General features: G+C 46.2%; 14 protein-coding genes. 2 read left to right on the top strand and 12 right to left on the bottom strand.

What is annotated here, in order from left to right:
• Positions 1–120 precede the first annotated feature (120 nt).
• The 3 genes from PXG97_RS20280 to hisS form a co-directional block, all read right to left on the bottom strand.
• Positions 121–2049, bottom strand: a complete 1929-nt coding sequence (locus PXG97_RS20280; RefSeq protein ID WP_276499673.1) for a T9SS type B sorting domain-containing protein — start codon at positions 2047–2049, stop codon at positions 121–123.
• Positions 2050–2174: 125 nt separating this feature from the next.
• Complete coding sequence (gene hutH, locus PXG97_RS20275) at positions 2175–3665, bottom strand: histidine ammonia-lyase (RefSeq protein ID WP_276499672.1); 1491 nt, start codon at positions 3663–3665, stop codon at positions 2175–2177.
• Positions 3666–3669: 4 nt separating this feature from the next.
• A complete protein-coding gene (gene hisS / locus PXG97_RS20270) occupies positions 3670–5064 on the bottom strand; it encodes a histidine--tRNA ligase (protein WP_276499671.1) in 1395 nt (464 codons plus the stop codon).
• 321 nt (positions 5065–5385) lie between these two features.
• Between hisS and PXG97_RS20265 the strand changes: the two genes are divergently transcribed.
• Positions 5386–6867: a sugar transferase gene (locus PXG97_RS20265; protein WP_276499670.1), complete on the top strand. Its 1482-nt coding sequence runs from the start codon at positions 5386–5388 to the stop codon at positions 6865–6867.
• 586 nt (positions 6868–7453) lie between these two features.
• On the opposite strand, the gene PXG97_RS20260 is transcribed toward PXG97_RS20265, so the two are convergent.
• The 9 genes from PXG97_RS20260 to PXG97_RS20220 form a co-directional block, all read right to left on the bottom strand.
• On the bottom strand, positions 7454–8815 hold the full coding sequence (locus PXG97_RS20260; RefSeq protein WP_276499669.1) for an O-antigen ligase family protein: 1362 nt from the start codon (positions 8813–8815) through the stop codon (positions 7454–7456).
• The gene (locus PXG97_RS20255) at positions 8815–9663 is read right to left on the bottom strand and encodes a glycosyltransferase family 2 protein (protein WP_276499668.1); all 849 of its coding nucleotides are present in this window, start codon (positions 9661–9663) and stop codon (positions 8815–8817) included. Before PXG97_RS20255 ends, PXG97_RS20260 begins: the two co-directional genes overlap by 1 nt.
• A complete protein-coding gene (locus PXG97_RS20250; RefSeq protein WP_276499667.1) occupies positions 9641–10687 on the bottom strand; it encodes a glycosyltransferase family 4 protein in 1047 nt (348 codons plus the stop codon). The genes PXG97_RS20255 and PXG97_RS20250 overlap by 23 nt, the downstream gene beginning before the upstream one ends.
• On the bottom strand, positions 10635–11825 hold the full coding sequence (locus PXG97_RS20245) for an O-antigen ligase family protein (RefSeq protein WP_276499666.1): 1191 nt from the start codon (positions 11823–11825) through the stop codon (positions 10635–10637). Before PXG97_RS20245 ends, PXG97_RS20250 begins: the two co-directional genes overlap by 53 nt.
• A 46-nt stretch (positions 11826–11871) precedes the next feature.
• Positions 11872–12717 (bottom strand): glycosyltransferase family 2 protein, encoded by an 846-nt coding sequence (locus PXG97_RS20240; protein WP_276499665.1) that lies wholly within the window; start codon positions 12715–12717, stop codon positions 11872–11874.
• 4 nt (positions 12718–12721) lie between these two features.
• Positions 12722–13825 (bottom strand): glycosyltransferase family 4 protein, encoded by a 1104-nt coding sequence (locus PXG97_RS20235; RefSeq protein ID WP_276499664.1) that lies wholly within the window; start codon positions 13823–13825, stop codon positions 12722–12724.
• 238 nt (positions 13826–14063) lie between these two features.
• Positions 14064–14861 (bottom strand): glycosyl transferase, encoded by a 798-nt coding sequence (locus PXG97_RS20230; RefSeq protein ID WP_276499663.1) that lies wholly within the window; start codon positions 14859–14861, stop codon positions 14064–14066.
• 197 nt (positions 14862–15058) lie between these two features.
• Complete coding sequence (locus PXG97_RS20225; protein ID WP_276499662.1) at positions 15059–15808, bottom strand: class I SAM-dependent methyltransferase; 750 nt, start codon at positions 15806–15808, stop codon at positions 15059–15061.
• An 8-nt stretch (positions 15809–15816) separates the two neighbouring features.
• Positions 15817–17277, bottom strand: coding sequence for an oligosaccharide flippase family protein (locus tag PXG97_RS20220; RefSeq protein ID WP_276499661.1), 1461 nt, complete (start codon positions 17275–17277; stop codon positions 15817–15819).
• Positions 17278–17479: 202 nt separating this feature from the next.
• Here PXG97_RS20220 and PXG97_RS20215 point away from each other — a divergent pair, with 202 nt between their 5' ends.
• Positions 17480–18382, top strand: a complete 903-nt coding sequence (locus tag PXG97_RS20215) for a Wzz/FepE/Etk N-terminal domain-containing protein (protein ID WP_276499660.1) — start codon at positions 17480–17482, stop codon at positions 18380–18382.
• Positions 18383–18520: the final 138 nt, after the last annotated feature.

Genomic DNA, 18520 nt, shown 5'->3' with positions numbered 1-18520 from the left:
AGTTTTCTTCTTTATGGGGTAATATTAGGCTAACGAAGCATTAGCCTTTCTACTTACAAATATACGTACTCTTTTTATAAGCTATTTTATACTTTGTAGACGAGGCGCGCCAAGGGATGCTTAGCGCAGCAGGGTTATTGTGCCGGTTCGCTGTTTGGAGGTGCCGAAGCTGGTCTGGAAGGTAATAAGGTAGGCATAGGCCCCGGCAGGTAACTCGCGTCCATTGTGGGTGCCGTCCCAGGCGGCGTCAGCCTCCGAGCCCTCGTACACCACGTTGCCGGAGCGGTTATACACCCGCAAGGTATAGCCGGTGAAGAACTTGCCTTTCACCTCGAACACATCGTTCAGTCCGTCGCCGTTCGGGGTAAAGGCACTCGGAATATACACCAGAGCACTTTGCTCTATTGCCACCAGATTGGAGTAGGAAACGCCCGTGCCGTTTTGGGAAGTGGCGCGGATACGGTAGCGCAGCACCGGTAACTCGTCGCTGCGGGTCTCGTCGGTAAAGCTGCGGCCGGCGGCGGGGTAGCTAGTCACCACAGTGCCGCTCTCATCCAGCAGCTCCACTGTGTATCGGCCCACGCCATCGGGAAAGCCGCTGTAGGCAGACCAGTTCAGCTCTATACTTCCGTCCGTCTGCTGCTCGGCCAGTAATAGTACAGGGCAGGTAACATTGCTGATGGGGGAGGTGTTGCCGCAAAGGTTGGTGAAGGAACTGCGGTAGCAAACAGGCTTCAAACCTGTATCCTCGTCCAGTATACTTGTCTGTTGCGTCTCTGTTAACTGCCGGTAGTTGGCGCCGTTTATACTTCGCTCCACTGTGGCCACGCGCACCGCTTCGCCTTCGGGTAGCTGCAATGTCAGCTCCACCTGGTTGTTTCGGTTAAAGCTGGAGAGCAGGTAGGGTGCGGCTGGTGTGGCCGTGGAGGTAACTTCGGCATCAACAGCAGCAGACACAGAAGTATAGCGGTCGCCCTGCGGGTCGGTGCCTGTGCCCACCACGTAGTAGCTGTAGGTCTGGCTGCAGGTTACCTCATTGTCGGTGTAGGAGGTGGCAGAGCCGGCAAGCGTTTGCAGCAGTGTGCCGTTGCGGTATACTTCAAACGCCGTGAAATCCGGTGAATATTCCCAGTTCAGGTTCACCTGTTCCTCGTCAGTCTGCGCGTTCAGAGAAATACCGCTGACGATGTTGGAGTTAATGAAAACGGCTCCGCAGGCATCCACAGGCCGCACCAGGTACCAGGTGCCTTCGGAGGTGTTCACATTGCTGAAGGTTTGGGTTAAGGTGGTGCCGCTGAAGCCTGTGATTTCGCCAATCTGAATGTACGGCTGCCTGAAATCACCGGTATATTGCTCTACCGTATAGGTATACCCCGGTACCAGTCCCGACAGCTCCAGTTGTATATTTCCGTTCTCGCCCTGTTCCAGCACGTTCACTTTCTCTGACTGGGTTGGATTCTCTGGGTCAAGCAGGGGGAGTGTGGTGGCGGTTTGGGTGCTGCTGTTGCTGCAAGCGGTGCCTGTGTAGCTGCCGGTAAGGGTCACGGTGAAATTCCCCTGTGTGGTGTAGGTGTGGGTAATGGTGGTGCTGCCGTTTGTCTCCTGCGTGGTGCCGTCGCCAAAATCGAACGTATACACATCATACACTGGATTCGTGATGGTGAAGGAAACCGCTCCGCTGGCGCAGCTCTCAGAAGTAAACACAGGCTCCGAGGCTGCTTTCACCTCGAAAACTCTGGATAAAGTATCGGTAGATAGTTCGTTGTAGTTGGCGATTTGCAGCACCCTATAGCGGCCCGGCGCAGTATACGTATGCTTTTTATTCGGTGTGGCAGGTGTGGGAATAGGTGATTCTCCTTTGTAATCAAAAATATAGTACTCCTTGTCGTCATCTGCCTTGTCGAAGCAGTCCTTAAAAGTTACCTCCTGGCCCACGCAAATGACCTCTAGTTCCTTGCCTGCTGCATCAAGCGCTGCAATGCACTTTTGGTTCTGCCCCCGGGCAGTAAGGGCAAAAAGTATAAACCATATCGTAAGCAGGTGTCTCAAGCGGATCTTTTTCTTTTGCCTTTACGATCAAATTACTAAAAGTACGGCATAAAAGTGAAGCTGCCGGTAAAAGAAAAGCCTTTGCCAGGGGTATGGCAAAGGCTTTTATACTTTATGTTTATGATTTACAGGGGGTAAGCCCTGAGGAACTGGATGCTCTGCTGGATGTCGTGGTGCAGCACGCGGTCTGTGGAGACAAACGGCACCTGCCCGCGGTAAGCCTTTACCAGCTGCTCTAGTGGCTCTGAGCTCTGCATCGGTCTGCGGAACTCCAGCGCCTGTGCCGCATTCATGAGTTCAATGCCTACCACGCGCTCGGTATTGTGCATCACCTGGAACGCCTTGGTGGCGGCGTTGGCTCCCATGCTGACATGGTCTTCCTGGTTCTGTGACGAAGGGATCGTATCTACGGAGGCCGGGGTGCACAGCTGCTTGCTCTGGCTCACGATAGAGGCCGCTGCGTATTGGCTGATCATAAAGCCGGAGTTCAGGCCCGGCTCTGCCACCAGGAAAGCCGGCAAGCCGCGCTGCCCCGAAATAAGTTGGTAAGTTCTGCGCTCGGAGATGCTGCCCAGCTCGGCCACGGCAATTGCCAGAAAATCCAGCGCCAGCGCCAGCGGCTGCCCATGGAAGTTGCCGCCGGAGATGATTTCATCTTCCTCCGGGAAAATGTTCGGATTGTCCGTCACCGAATTGATTTCCGTCAGGAAGACCTGCTCCACATAGTTGATGGCGTCTTTGCTGGCTCCGTGCACCTGCGGAATGCATCGGAAGGAGTATGGATCCTGCACATGCTGTTTTTCCTGCTCTATCAGCTGGCTGCCGGCAAGGTAGCGTTGCATGACCTTGGCTGTCTGCAGCTGCCCCTGGTGCGGGCGCACCTGGTGTATAAGCTGGTTAAACGGCTCTATACGGCCATCGAAAGCATCCAGCGACAGGGCGGCCACTAAGTCTGCCTGCTGCGAAAGGCGTTTGGCCATAAGCAGGTTGTACACGCCGTAGGCACTCATGAACTGGGTGCCATTCAGCAGGGCAAGTCCTTCCTTGGCTTTCAAGGCGACTGGCTCCCAGCCAAACATCTCCAGCACGTGGCGGCTCTCCAGCTTCATGCTCTGGAAAGATACTTCACCCAGGCCCAGCAGGGGCAGGCACAGGTGCGCTAAGGGGGCGAGGTCGCCGCTGGCGCCCAGGGAGCCCTGCTGGTACACCACGGGGTACACATCACGGTTGTAGAAGTCGATCAGCCGCTTTACGGTTTGCAGCTGCACGCCGCTATGGCCATAAGCCAGCGACTGTACTTTTAGCAGCAGCATCAGCTTCACCACTTCCTGAGGCACCTCCTCGCCTGTGCCGCAGGCATGCGACATCATCAGGTTGCGCTGCAGCTGCTCTAGGTCGGCAGGAGAGATCTTGCGGTCATACAAGGAGCCGAAGCCGGTGTTGATGCCGTAAATGCTGCTGTTTGTATTCGTTATTTTCTGCTGCAGATATGTATGGCAATGCACGATCTTTTGCTCCGCCTCTTCAGACAGCGCCAAGGAATAGTTTTCTTTCAGAATCGTGTTAATGCGCTCTAAAGTCAGCTGCTGGCTGGAGATATGATGTACCTGGGCCATAAAATTATTTCAGTTTTGAGATGATTTCCCCTACCGTCAGGTCCTGCTGCTCGCCCTGCTTCATGTCGCGTAGCTTCAGTTTGCCAGTAGCCATTTCCTCGGAGCCAATCAAAATCACGTACGGGATGTTCTTTTGGTCGGCGTAACTCAGCTGCTTTTTCAGCTTGGCGGGTTCCGGGTATAGCTCTGAACTGATGCCTGCATCGCGCAATTGCTGCAGCACCGGCAGTGCATACTGCTCAGAGGCCTTGTCGAACTGCACGATCAGGGCGGTGGTGCTCTGCTGGCTGCTCTCCGGGAACAGTTGCAGCTCTTCCATCACATCATATATACGGTCCACGCCAAACGAGAAGCCTACACCCGACACGCCCGGCATGCCGAACATGCCTGTTAGGTTATCGTAACGGCCGCCGCCGCTGATGCTGCCCATGCTCACGTTGTTCACCTTCACCTCAAAGATGCAGCCGGTGTAGTAGGAGAGCCCTCTGGCCAGGGTCACATCCAGCATCAGGCGCGGTTCCCCGGACGGGTTCTCTGCCGCAAGCGCCCTGCTCTGCAGGCCCTGCAGGTAGGCCCATACCTGGTGTAAGTCTTCGAGGCCACGCGAGCCCTCGGCGGTGGCGCCAAGTATGCGTTGCAGCTGCTCCAACTTCTCCTCATTGGTGCCGGTTAGGTCGTAAAGGGGCTCCAGTTTGGCGATAGCCGCTTCCGCAATACCGCGCTCCAGCAACTCTTTATGAACGCCTTCGCGGCCGATTTTGTCTAACTTATCGATGGCTACACAAATGTCGCCTTCCCGGCCTTTCTCGCCAATGGCCTCGGCGATACCAGCCAATACTCCACGGTGGTTTATCTTTATGGTAAAGTCTGTCAGCCCCAGGTCCGTCAGCGCACCGTTGATCATTTGTACGATCTCGGCCTCGCATAGCAGGGAGTTGGTACCCACCACATCGGCATCGCACTGGTAAAACTCGCGGTAGCGTCCCTTCTGTGGGCGGTCGGCACGCCACACCGGCTGAATCTGGTAGCGCTTGAAGGGGAAGGAAATCTCGTTGCGGTTCATCACCACAAAACGGGCGAAGGGCACGGTCAGGTCGTAGCGCAGCGCTTTCTCTGATATCTTGCGCGTCAGGTGCTTGTAGCCCTGCTCGATATCCTCTGCTTTGGTCTTGGCCAGGAAATCGCCGGAGTTGAGGATCTTGAAAATCAATTGGTCGCCTTCATCGCCATACTTACCTGTCAGCACCGACAGTTGCTCCATGGCAGGGGTCTCCAGGGGCAGGTAACCGAACTTCTCGAAAGTGCGCTTGATGACGCCGAATATATAGTTGCGCTTGGCCACTGTGGCCGGGCCAAAATCACGTGTTCCTTTGGGTATAGATGGTTTCTCTTTGCTCATGCTCTTGCAGGTTTGCCGGCGAAGTTACTAAAAGTGGGGGAAAGGTGGGAGTGGACACTTAAGTAAAAGGGCGGGAGGGCATCACATCCCTGAATTTTATATAACAAAACAGATATATACTTTGAATATGATATAATAAGGAGTTAAGCCAAACGTTTAGTTTTGGCATGAGAATTTATTATACTAAATTTGGCTTTCACTGACAAACTTAATGCATTAACCAGATATTTTCATAACGTGCAACCCTTCTTCTTCATCTAGGGTCTATCTGTAAAAGCACTGTTATACTAGCGTCATCTGGTTATTAATTTTTAGTACAAAATGAGTATTACTGCTACCAAACTAAAGGAAACAAACTATCCTAGTAATCCGCTTTATTTTAGACTTTTGGCTTATTTAGTGGATAAAAGAGTTTTTTCATTCGAGGTGTCTGACCGAAAGTACTTACTGTACACGGTGGACCTCCTGTTAGTCCTTTCGGCCGCCTTTCTTTATGGAACTAGGGCAGTGCCAGACCTGGCGATACAGCAGATGACAACAGCGCATTATTGGTATTTTGTGCCTATAGTTGTTTTCTGGAGCTTCTTCTCATACGTATTCGATTTATATAACCTCGAGAAGATCAACAACTTTTACACAACTGTAAAGTACGTGTTTATTGCCTCTACACTTACAGTTGCAAGCTATGTGTTGTTCCCTTGGTTCACGCCGCCCTTGCCTTCTCGATTTACCATCATACTTTTTTATTTTACCCTGCTGTCGCCGTTAGCCATATGGCGCTACATTTACTCACGCTTGCTGGATAGCCCCCTTTTCCTCAAGCGTGTCCTGATTGTAGGATCTAGCTGGTCCAGCAATGCCCTAATCGATGTCTTCGCGAATGGCGATATTTTCAATTACCACTTGGGCTATAAGATAGTAGGTGTGATTGATGAGGATAGCTCTAACACGATCTATAAAGGGGTAAGGATCATTAACGGCACCTCCAACATCACGAAACTTGCCAAACGGTTGAAAATTGACGAGATCATTGTCGATGAAACCAAAAACAAGGATAATAACGAAGTATCTATTCGGGAACTGACGAATTGCCGTAAGGCGGGTATTGCCGTGACTACGTTGCCTGATTTTTATGAATACCTGACAGGGCGTGTGCTTGTGCACAACACAGCTAGAGACTTCAGTTTGGCCTTTCCTTACAATCGAAATCAATATAAAACTGCTTACCTGTTCTTCTCCAGAGCTCTAGATGTAGCGTTTGGCGTGTGTGGCGTGCTCCTGTGCCTTTTGTTCATGCCTTTAGTCTATATCGCGAACCTATTGGGAAGTAAGGGACCGCTTTTCTACTCGCAGGAGCGCGTTGGGTTGTACGGGAAGACCTTCAAGATCGTAAAGTTCCGATCCATGGTAGTGGATGCAGAGAAGGACGGTGCCGCATGGGCGCAGAAGAATGATAGCAGGATCACTGAAGTAGGAAAGATTTTGCGCAGATCCAGGATAGATGAGTTGCCGCAGGCCTGGAGCGTATTGAAAGGGGATATGAGCCTGATTGGACCCAGACCAGAGCGACCTGTTTTTGTGGAGCAACTCAAGAATGAGATTCCATTCTACGATACGCGCCACTTAACAAAGCCGGGTATTACCGGTTGGGCGCAGGCTATCTATAAGTATGGCTCTAACAGCGACGACGCTTTGATGAAGGTGCAGTATGACCTGTACTACCTGAAAAACCGTTCTTTCATGATGGACATAAAAGTACTGCTTAAGACCATAAGCGTTGTGGTCAGGTTCAAAGGAATGTAATACCATCTAATACTTTAAATAACTACGAAAGACTTTGGTTGAGACAGAGATCCAAGTTGAAGCGTCAGCGCCTAAAGCGCATCAATACTTTTTCACCCAACACTTTACACGCACAAGCATTAGATCATACCATATAAGTGATCAGAGTAATTAGAGCTTGAAAAAGCGCTTGTACTTCGGACGCTCATATGCCATGCGCCACATGTGATAAGCCATGTAGGTGGAGGAGGTGCTATCCACTTTAGCGCCGGGATTACTAGCCTCAAACTTGTAAAGAAGCGTTCTCTGTCCATAGAAGTTGGAAGCACTGAAACTAATTCTGCAAGGTTAAGCGTTCCCGGCGCTGCCTTGAGAAAGCAGCACTCTGGCGCTAGGACTGCGTTCACTAGCTTTTCCCGCTTTCAGGTGCTTTACTTCTGTGGCTGATCAATCTTTCTTAACGGCTGTGGTTCCCGAGGTTCTACCGTACAATAGCCCCTTCAATGCCTAAAGCATACGCTCAACTATAAAGCAAGCTGAATCCCTGTACTTTTGCGCGTCTTAAAATAAAGCGGAGGTCAGGTTTAGGGGGAGGCTATAACAGGAATTAGCGCTCTTGTCTAGCACTTGCTTCTTCCGCCAAGGTGCGATCTACCTTTTCTTGTTGAGCCCTGGAATATGGAGGGAAATTGAATAAGTATAGCGAGTTGAACAAAGCGTAAAAGACGATTCCTTTGTTAGATTGTAAAACTGATTCAGTAAAAAAAGTTATGCCAACGATTAGGAGAAAGAATAGGTAAACGTTGTCCCTCCTTTTCCAGGCAAGAATCAAAGGCAAGAGCAACATGGCTAACAGGTAAGCCGATCCTATCAACCCCAGCATAGCAGCTGTATGGAGGTATTGATTATGCGGATTGTAGCCAGCCAGTTCACTCACTCCGTTCGCCCGATAAATTTCAGCCATAGCATCCTGAACATCCCCGGTACCGACTCCGATTACGGGGTTTTCCATTATTACTTCAGCCGCAGTTTTCCAGAAGGTAAGTCTCATCATCATGCCCGTACCTGGGTTTTGACTGTCATAGGTTTGCCCGATAAACTGAAAATCATTAATAAATCGATGCTTTACTACAGGGACAAAGTTGATGACTAGCGCCAAAAGGAGAATACAGACAGAAGAAGCCATGGCTAGCTTTTTCCATGAGACCCGGCCTCTCATACGCATGAACAACTTAATAGGCAGAAGTAAAATCAAGATCGCAACGGCAATACGGGATGCAATCAAGAAGATAGTTAGCGTAAAGAACAACAATAATAGCAACCGGCCAAGCTGTTTTCTTTCAAAATAACCAACCTGAGGTTTCTGTTCTAAAAGAATAACGATGACAAGTAAAATAAAGAGGGAGCTATAGGTGGGGTGTAACTGAAGCGGTGAGAGTAGCTCTGAATACGTGATGTAATTCCATAAGGCCGAGACCCCTTTGTTGGTATCCAAAAATTGTTGTGTCGCCTCGAAACCGCCGTAGACAGAAAAGCTAGGAGGAATACCTGCTATAAAACGATATACACCATGCCCCAGACAGTATAGGAGGGCCAACAGGCAGAAAAATATAAACCAGCTATGAACCTTATCTCTGAGGCTTTGACTTTCTCTAACTGCTGGACTGGTGCCTAATATTAGAGGAAAGAGAACCAGCGAGAGTTTCTTCTCCAGATCAAACAAACCGTCGCCCAGGTTCTGTGTATACAGAAGGCCCAAGACGTGCAGCATGTAAAAGCCTACAAAAAGCTGTACCCACCGCTCAGTTTTAATGGTTTCCCACTTCTTCTGCCAATCAGCTTCCAGTACCCAAAGGAGTAACAGCAGTATACTGAGAATACTCGTGATCTTGATCGAAAAGGGAAGGGCCGCCACCAAGGCAGCTAGCCCTGTACCAAGGTAGATAGAGAGACTTCTTTTACCTAACATCAGGACGAAAGTTTAGACAGAACGGCCTGATTGATCTTATCGCGTTCGCTATCAAAGAACCAACCCCACTTGTTAAAGTATATGATGTTTCCATGTATAGCGTACCAAAGCAATCTAAGGCTTTTGTGGGATCCTTTTGCAAAGTGATGGTAAACTTTCGCCTCAGGATAAAAGACGGTATCATACTTCTGATGAATTCTTCTGGAAAGGTCTAAATCCTCAGAATACATGAAGATCCGTTCATCAAAGAGGCCAACATCCTGCAATGCAGAGGTTCTCAGAAACATGAAGCATCCGGACAGGTAGGGTACTGTCATCTGCTTATCATAATTAGTAAAACGGAGTTCGTATATATGGTTGCTCTTTTCCAGCGCTTTTTTGTCCCATTTCATGAAACGGCGTAAAAAGAGTTCTTTTGGGGTCGGCAACAATTTACAGAGGTGCTGCACCGTGTTGTCTGGATACAAAACTTTTGGCATAGCCAAACCCACGGAAGGGTTGGCATCCATCATGTTTACCAACTTTCCTAGCACATCTGGCCCGAAGTATACATCAGGGTTGAGCACCAGGTGATACTGTGTTAAAGGCAAGGCGCGTACAATGGCGATATTATGGGCAGCCCCAAACCCTATATTAGCATTATTGAAAATGTAGGTAACTCTATCGTCCTTGATGAGATTCTCAAGCGAGTTGACAGGAGAGTTATCTACGATAAAAAGGTGGACGTTTAACTCGGTGTTGAGAAAGCTTTGTATTGCCTGAAGTAAGATCTCCCTGTTGTTGTTATAGGTAACGATGGAGGCAGTTACCTCATACTGCTGTTTTTTAAAGCTGTTTGTATAACTCATTGTATTGGGATGCCATTTTGCTCGCCGTATATGCGTTGTGATACTTGGATAAGATGTTGCTGCTAAATTTAGACTTATTAGCCAGGAGGTGCTCAGTAGCTTTTTGCATAGAATCCAGGTTCTCCAGCTCATAGAAGCTTACCTCTTCGCCTGTGAAGGCCTCCACTGCTGTCGGGATGTTCGATGATACTGTTGGCAACCCGTAAGCTGCGGCCTCGATCAATGCCAAAGAGAAACCCTCTGACCTTGATGACATAGCATAAACATCGAATTGGCTATAATAACGGTTAGCGTGTGATCTGTACCCTAAAAAAAGGCATCTCTCGGAAACTTGCCTAGATTCTGCTAAACGCAACAAGTCATTTTTAGCTGGTCCGTCCCCAATTATCAGCAGTTTAAGGTAGGGTAGCCTTTCCAAAAGTTTAATTGTTTGGTCTATCCCTTTGATGTGCGTCAGTATAGCTGATACGCCTAGAAGTATAGAGCCTTCTTTAAATTCCTTTATTTTCAGAAGATCTGTGGCCTCTATTGCTAATCCCTTGTCAACACTTTTACCATTATAAATATAGGTAATATTCGGATTGCTATACAGTTTTCTGTAGTAGTTCTGCATGTGCTCCGTTAGCGCCACCAGCATGTCGTGCTTGCGCAGCAGTTGGTTCCAAATCCTGGTGAAAATAAAGGATAAAAGCTTGCCATGTGTATTCTCAAGATCCTTCTCAACATAGCTATGCAACGTGCTGATGCACTTTGCCTTTATCTTCCTTCTGTGCAGGAAAACATACGCATCGGGCCGGAGCATATGGGAATGCACAATGTCAAACTCAGAAAAATCAAAACCTTCCGAAAATTTGATGTTTACTGTTTTACACTCAAAGTCTAATTCCTTGATTGGGTCAAAGTAAAAAACTGTAACGTCAGCTTTATCTCTTAAATAAGACACCAGGTCTTTAACAACAAGAACAGGTCCTTTATTGGCTAAGGATGGTAGGATGTAAGCTATTTTCAGGTGGGTTGCTTTCATTTTTAAGTGCTAGTAGTATTCCGACAAGGAAAAAGAAGTGGTACTCTGAGAGGTTAAATAAAAACATACCAAACATTAGGTACGCACCGACAAGCATCCCTAGTCGTTTTCGGTACAAATCTAGCCAAACTAGGCTGAATATGGCTGCAAGCATGAAGAAGCCTATCAGGCCCTGCTCCGATAGTTGGTAGATATAGAAATTATGAGGAAAGGGGGTTTGCTCCCCGCCCTCATAATAGTCAAAGAAGTGCTGCTCAAACCCGCTTAGCCCTTGACCTGTGGCAGGTGCGTCCAGCCACATAGCGATTCCCATTCTTTGAAGGCCGAGCCTGCTATGCATGCTGAGGTCTTTGTTTAGACTTAAGCGCTCTGAGAACATTTCATCCAGGCCTAAAGAATACACCACTGCAAAAGAAAAAGCAAGTGTCGCAAAAAGTGCAAGTAATATGGAAGGCTTGAAGAACTTAAACCCGGTGTAGTACAGCAGGAGCAAGGTGTTAACAAGTATGCCGCTTCGGGAAAGCGAGAGTATGGTAAGAAACCATAGTAAAAATAAGTACTTGTTTCTAAAAAAACGGTTGGATAGGACCATTAATAAGGATATGGTAAAAGCAACCATATTCTTGTCAGCATACAAATAGCTGACCTTTAGCGAGCTATAAAGGATCCAAACATTTCCTGATTCCTGTGTTGAGTAATAGTATAAGGAATAGACAGTATCGAAAACGATAGAGACAATTGCAAGCTTGAAGAAAAACCTAAGAATGAATAATTGATGATCCTGGCTAAGCCTGCTAAAAAAGATGTAACTCAAAACACACAGTATACTGGATTTGAGGACACGTATGTAATACTTGAAGAAAACAGCAGAGTCTGGTACCTTGAAGATTCCAAGTCCGGCATAGATGAGAAAAGAAATTACGAGAACACACAACACCAAGTTCTTTAACTTAATGTTCGTGGAGTAATTGTAAGAAAAGGCAAGCAGAAGGCCCAGAACTATAGAAATATCAGTGATTGCTATGTTGTAGAACTTGGGGTTCTTAATAAAAAGTGCCCCAAAGCACATCAAAACAAGAATTAAGATATTGCTGTTTAAACTAAGTGGTGCGTCTCTATGATCTATTGATGCGTCCAAATCTTTATTGACCATTCTGGCTGCAAAGCTAGTATAATCTTATAAATTATACTTTCTTCATTGATGAGAAATAATTGCGGTAGAGCGTGTTTATAAAAGATAGGGGGGAGTGTGCTAAGCCCTCTGACACACGTCTTTTCATAATCTGCCAATGGTAGGTCAGGTGATGCGTGTAGCTTTTGCCGAGTACCTCCTGCTTTGCTCTCAACACCTCCTGGTAACTTTTGACCCAGTTATCAGACGTTCCACCGAAGCGCATGTTAGCCAGCGTTTTGTTGATGTAAATGAAGGGAACATCTGCTTTGTAAAGTCGGAGCAGAAGGTGGTAGTCCATAGCCATTTTATAGCTTGTATCGAACATCCCGTACCTGCTGTAGAGCTCTCTATCAAGGAATACTGTAGGATGATTAACCGTCATGCCACGTGGTAACGAAGTTTGTTTTGGCATAACGAGCAATGCTTTGCTACCGTCTTGGTTCCAATACTGGAGGTTACCATGCAACACACATCCCGGCTTGTAATTGTCTACCACCGCAGCCACCGCCTCCGGCTCAAACCAATCGTCAGCATTGATAATGCCAATTAGCTGACCGGTGGCTAGCCTGATTCCCTTATTAAATGCGTCGCTTATACCTTGGTCAGGTTCACTGATCCAGCGTGAAATACTGCCACTGTATCTTTTGATTATCTCGATTGTCCCATCCGTTGAGCCACCGTCTACGATGATGTACTCGATGTGCGGGTAAGTCTGGTTGATGACACTCTGGATAGTTTGCTCCAGAAATTTTTCGCCATTGAAGACGATCGTGATAATTGAAACCAACGGCTGTACTGCGCTTTGGCTTCCATGGAATGATGCTGTACCCGTAAAAGTAGCTCCTGTCAATGGCATTATGTTACACTATTTTTTTATACAAGTTGAGCGTTTTTTCAGCAGTTTGCGCCCACGAAAATCCTTCCACCCTTTTTTGCCCGGCTTTTCGCAGCTCCTTTCGTAAGTTACTGTCTTGGATAAACATCCTTGTGCTCTCAAGCATCGAGTCCTTGCTAAGGGGGTCGAAGAACGAGGCAGCTTTAGCAGCCACCTCTGGAATAGAACTGGTATTACTTGCCAAAACAGGGCAACCACAGCTAAAAGCTTCTAATACAGGTATCCCAAAACCTTCATACAGCGAAGGGAAAACAAACCCTAAGGCATAGTGGTACAGCGTCGCTAGAATGGCATCATCAATCTGGTAATGGATTATGTTACGCTCAACACCTAGCTGTTTTAGAAGCGCTACTTCCTCGCGTGTAAACGTTCCTCCTCCAGCACAGATTATCTTTAAGTCCCTGTCCTCTACAAGGAGAGGGGCAACTGCCTTTACATAGTTTATGAAGTTTTTATAGATGCCCCGGTTCCCAACATAAAGAAGGTACTTCTCCGGCAACGACATGTTTGCCGTACTCAACACATCCGCAGTGCTTATGGCGCTTGCTAAATGTATTACCTCTATACGTGCTTCTGGTATACCGTACGTCTCTACAATATCCTGTTTTGTGTTCTCTGAAACAGCAATTATGGCTGCAGCCGCAGCTAACAGTGGTTTTTTATGCGTAAGGGCTGTGTCCGACAGCTGGCTGAATTGATCCCCGAACTTCTCGTGAATAAGATCATGGCATGTGAGCACAATCGGTTTCTTACTCCTCTTCAAAATATAAGGGTCATAATAAGTAGGGTGTATCACTCCGATGTTAGTTTTCCCTACAGCGGAATTGGTGACAAAGCTGTTAAAGAGATACATAAACCTTCCTTGCCCCCGAAACTTTAGCTTAGGGTAGAAAGGCTTTATACTAACGCTATTTAACTTATTCAGGTATAGGTTATTACTTAGTTTAGCGCCAACTTCAAAATCTATACTATCATGCTGCTCAAAGTGGTGCATTAACTCACAAAAATACCTGGAAATACCCCCATATCTTTGAAGAGAAAAGATCTGGTGATCATAGAGAACTTTCATTTAACGAATTTTACAGATTTAATACCCCACTTATTAACTATACTATCTATAGCCTGTCCAAGGAAAGGCAGTACCCTTTGATGTGATTTTTACTGATGCTGGGGCTTTATCGGTACGCAGAGCTGCCGGATCGCATAAAGGGCTGCTACATCCAAATGAAAACAAGCCTGATCTTGACTGTTTATATAAGGCACTCCGATGTAGGCCCCGTAGTTTGAGGTCGTGCAAGGGGTAATGCTTAGTCTAACAATCTTCTGAGCCTTTTTTTGAGGCTTATGTAATATTTACCTGTGGAAAAGCTGTTTTTTATGTACCCAAAGGATTTAGTCTGTCTTTGCTTTTGCAGCACATAAAAGCAAGGCAAGCTCCTATAGAAGTTGAATTTGTTGCTTAAAACCTTCTGATTGTAATCCTTAAAAAGTTTGGTAACGTCAGGTCTTGAGCTGAAGTCGTACCGGGACTGGTACTTGGATAAGGTATCAGGCTTGCTGAAGTCAAAACCACTAAAGTGGAAAAACACCAGTTTATCACTTGAATTCACGAAGTATTCGCCATTAGAACTGCTGATTTCGCGCTCATGCAGGTTCCAGTATGCCACATTATACCCCAAGTTCTGCAGCACTTTTACGTTCTTGAAGTATAGCGGCACAAAATTCAACCAAATCTGATCCACAAAAAGGCCGGCCGAAAAATCAACAAAACAGTACTCTTGCAGCCGACTCCTCCACCATTCCAGGAATTTGAAGGTTTCTTCTCCTTTTTTCAAAGCGAAGAAGCCCCCGTTATATACACCTGTATTAAGAAATGCTTTCTCATCTAGCAGTAGCCCATCGAGAGGCAAGGGGGTGAGAAAATGAGGGGTTATAACAATTTCATGCTCCTGCAGTACCTTCTCCACCGCCTCAAAAGAAGAGTAGATCAACAAATCGCAGTCAAAGTATATGACAGAGTCAATTTTCGGGTCCTTCAGCAGTTCTTCAGCGGCAAAAGGCTTTAGCGCATTGCTCAGTTCAAATATGTTATACTTCAGCAGCATACTGTTAAAGCCACTGATAGGCAATGAGCCAATCTCAATTACTTCTGCAGGTAGAAAATAGGTAACATCAAAACGGCTGTCGATCTTATCGAGCAGGAAAATATAAAACTTGTAGTCAGGGTTGAAGCTTAAGAAGGAGTCTGCAACTGTCTTTGCTTGCGATAGGTAGTTGGCAGTTGCAATGGTAAAGGCTGCTTTCATACATTTTTTTTAAAAGCTACTCCATGTAAACCTGTGTACATGGTTCCGTCGGAGAATACTGCTTTTGTGTTGGTCCTCAAATCTTTTTTTATCAGTAATTTCATCAGGGGCAAAATCAGAACGGCAAGTGCCGCTTTTACGGCTCTCGACAATTGCCTTCTCTGCAGCCAAATGCCTAACATTTGTGCCAAGCTAGCATCCAAACCTCCCAACGCCTCCAGCTCAATGTCAACAAACCCTGCATTCGACAAATGTCTTCTAAGGGAGAAAGGCGTGTATCTGTATTCATCATATGGAACAAGGTGCAGGTTCCATATGAATGGTACAGTGAAAAATATCAATCCTCCTGGTCTGATAACCCTGTACATCTCCCTCATTACATTTTCTGGCTCCGGGCAGTGTTCAAACAATTCTGTTGCCATGATACAGTCCACAGACTCATTGCCTAAGGGAATATTTTTTCCATCCCAGATCAAATCAGGTTTGCAGACTGAGAATTCCCACGTTAAAGGGGCGTCAAAGTCCAAACCAATATAGGTTGAAACACGCGGGTTATTTTCCCTAATTAACTCTCGGTATGGCATGATACCACATCCTACATCCAGTAAAGTCCCATAAAATTTGTGCAGGTTAGCTTTAACAGCACGAAGAATGCTATTTCTAACATAGTAAATGTCAGAGTCACCTTTGCTTAGGCCTAGGTTTAGAAAGTACTTCTCAACTATTTGCTCACGTGACGTTGACATATCAGCCTTTAGGGGTTAGTTACCGCGTTGGTAGTTTGAACACTACCTATTCTTTTGTAAATAAACTTATAGAAAAACACAATGCATAGCAACAATGCCAGCAGTTTTAAAGGAATTGTTGGAACAAGTATAAATGCAATTGTGGCAAAGCTTGGCAAGAGCAGCTTTACACCAGCAAAAGGGTCGGCATCCTCAAGCACCCTGCGGTGAAGTATGTTATACAGAAAAGGTGTAATGAGGACGGTTGAAAGTATTTTACCCCATATCAGCCCGGTTTCTCCAATAAAATAGAACAGAACCATCATACATAAAGCCATTGCAGCAATGCCAACACCTGATATAAAAGTATTTAGCCGGACAAGGCCTGCACCAATAAGGTAGAAGTAAGGGATAACTGAGGTTAGAACAGCTGCCTCATAGCATAGAAAAAGGGTGATGAACTCCTTAGACTTTGCGTAATTTGCTTCGCCCAGCCAGAGCGTGAACAATGGCGTCTGCAAGAGAGCCAAAGTGGTAATGCCCAACAATCCCAAAGCGATCACGAGGAGCTGCATTTTAAAGTAAATGTGCTTGATCCCCATCTTTTTCTCAATCTTCATGGAGATGAGCGGGAAAATAAAGCTGGAGCCTGCTGCAAAGACGTTGTGTATCTGCGACGCAACCAATAGTCCGACAGAGTAATAAGCCAGAACCTCTACGCTAACGGCAGCAGCAACAATGTACCGGTCAAGCTGGGCCCCAATTAGCCCAATTGCCGTTTGTACCCAAGCCCAAGAGCTAAATGCAAAAACCTCTTTTATATCTGCCTTAACAAATCTGGGAATCAGTACATCAAACCCTAGCCGCTTCGAAATCAAGAAAACTTCGATGAGCACAGAGAGAATTGCCGCAATTGTATTGCACAGGATAATTGCCACCAAGGAGCCGCCCTGAATTACGAGGAACACACCTGCTACCAAAGCCAGGTTCTTAGAGGTGATAGATATCTTTGAATAGATATCAAACCGTTCGTACGCCTTAAAAAATGCGAAAAATATTTGTTCTAGCAGCCTAAACGCAAACGCTACAGAAGCTAATTGCAGCGCAGTGTTTGCAATGGGTTGGGTATCCCTACTTATTTTGAACAAGTCTGAACTGGTGATCCATTCAGAGCTGAGCAACACGGTTGTTATTGTAAAAAAGAACACGCAACAGGTAAGGGTATATGTTGCTGTGAAGACCCGCTTTACCCCATTGATATTATCGGTGGCACGGTACTTTGAAATAAATTTAATGGTCGCGTCTCCAAGCCCGGCATTCAGAACGCCTATACTTGCAATGATGGAGTTGATCAGCACCCAAACACCATACTGCTCTGCACCTAAGTATTTTAAAAAAATAGGAGTTGCTACGAGTAAGACTATGGGATAGATAACAACATCAGCAATGCTCCAATAGGCATTTTTGAAGTTAGAGGATTTTAAGAACATGCTGTTCCTAAATCGTAAGAAACTAAATTTCAATTTGTCTTCGTTAAGTCGTTCTTTCTAGCTTGTAACGGATTCGAATTTTTCAAGCGGGGGCAAAAATAGTAAAATTTGCGATCTTAACTCTCCTCATCTCTCCTTCATAGTTTTAAGCCATGTAATATTTATAAACAAAAATGGCTAGTTTTGCGCAACAAACTTATAAATGATGCGACCACAACTTCAGAACAAGCACGATAGTTTCAATAGCGATGAGATAGACATCAGAGTGGTACTTAGGAGTATCCAAAATGGTTTCAGGAACATCTTTTACTCGCTAAAGCGCCTTACTGATATTATACTGAAAAGAATAGTAGTAGTAGCTCTACTTGTTCTTGTCGGGTTAGGCTTAGCTTTTGCAATATATAAAACTGTTAAGCCTTATTATACCTCCACCACGACGCTAGTGCTGGCCGAAATCAGGAACCAGTTTGTGGAGAACCAGCTCAACAGACTGTCAATCATGATCAAAGAGGACAACTATGAGGCTGTAGCAGAAGACCTTGATATCACAATTGATGCTGCCAGGGAAATCAAGGACATGAGCTTCAGTAACCTAGACCAAGAAAGAATCGCTGAAGACAGCGTCTTGACTGGATCCCCTTTCGAAATCGAGCTCTCGTTGTATAATAACACATTGTTTTCCTCAATGGAGACAGCCCTAGCTAATTATCTGGAAAACAACAGATACTTCTCAAAGCAAAAATTAATTCGACAGAAAGAGGTTGAAAGCATGATCAAAAAGCTTCAGAGCGATATATCGGCACTTGACAGCGTAAAGAAGACTGTTGCTTCTCCACGTGGGCCTGTGAACGGATTTGTCTATGGAGAGCCGATAGATCCAGCCAATCTCTTCCGCGAAAGCATCACGATGTATCAGAAGCAGGTAGAGTTGGAGGGGGATCTGGAGCAGCTGGATAACATCCAGATCGTAAATGGTTTTGCCCCACGCTTGCGTCCAACAGGTCCTAACCTACTTAAATTCTTAATTTATGGCGGCGGGATAGCCTTCATTGTCGGTGTACTTGTAGCTGTAAAACTTGAGAGTAAAAAGAAGAATCGCATTTAACGTACATACTTACAAAGCGGCTGCTGCTATACAGCTATCGCAGCAGCCGCTTTGTAAGTATGTCGTCTTCTGCGCATAACCCAGCAGTTCTGAGAAAATGGCGGCAGTAGCAGATAGTTCGTTTCCACTGGATTAATA

The sequence above is a fragment of the Pontibacter litorisediminis genome (assembly GCF_029360645.1).
Classification (GTDB): domain Bacteria; phylum Bacteroidota; class Bacteroidia; order Cytophagales; family Hymenobacteraceae; genus Pontibacter; species Pontibacter litorisediminis.
The sequence above is the reverse complement of the archived record's forward strand: the minus strand, read 5'-3'. Positions and strand labels throughout refer to the sequence as shown.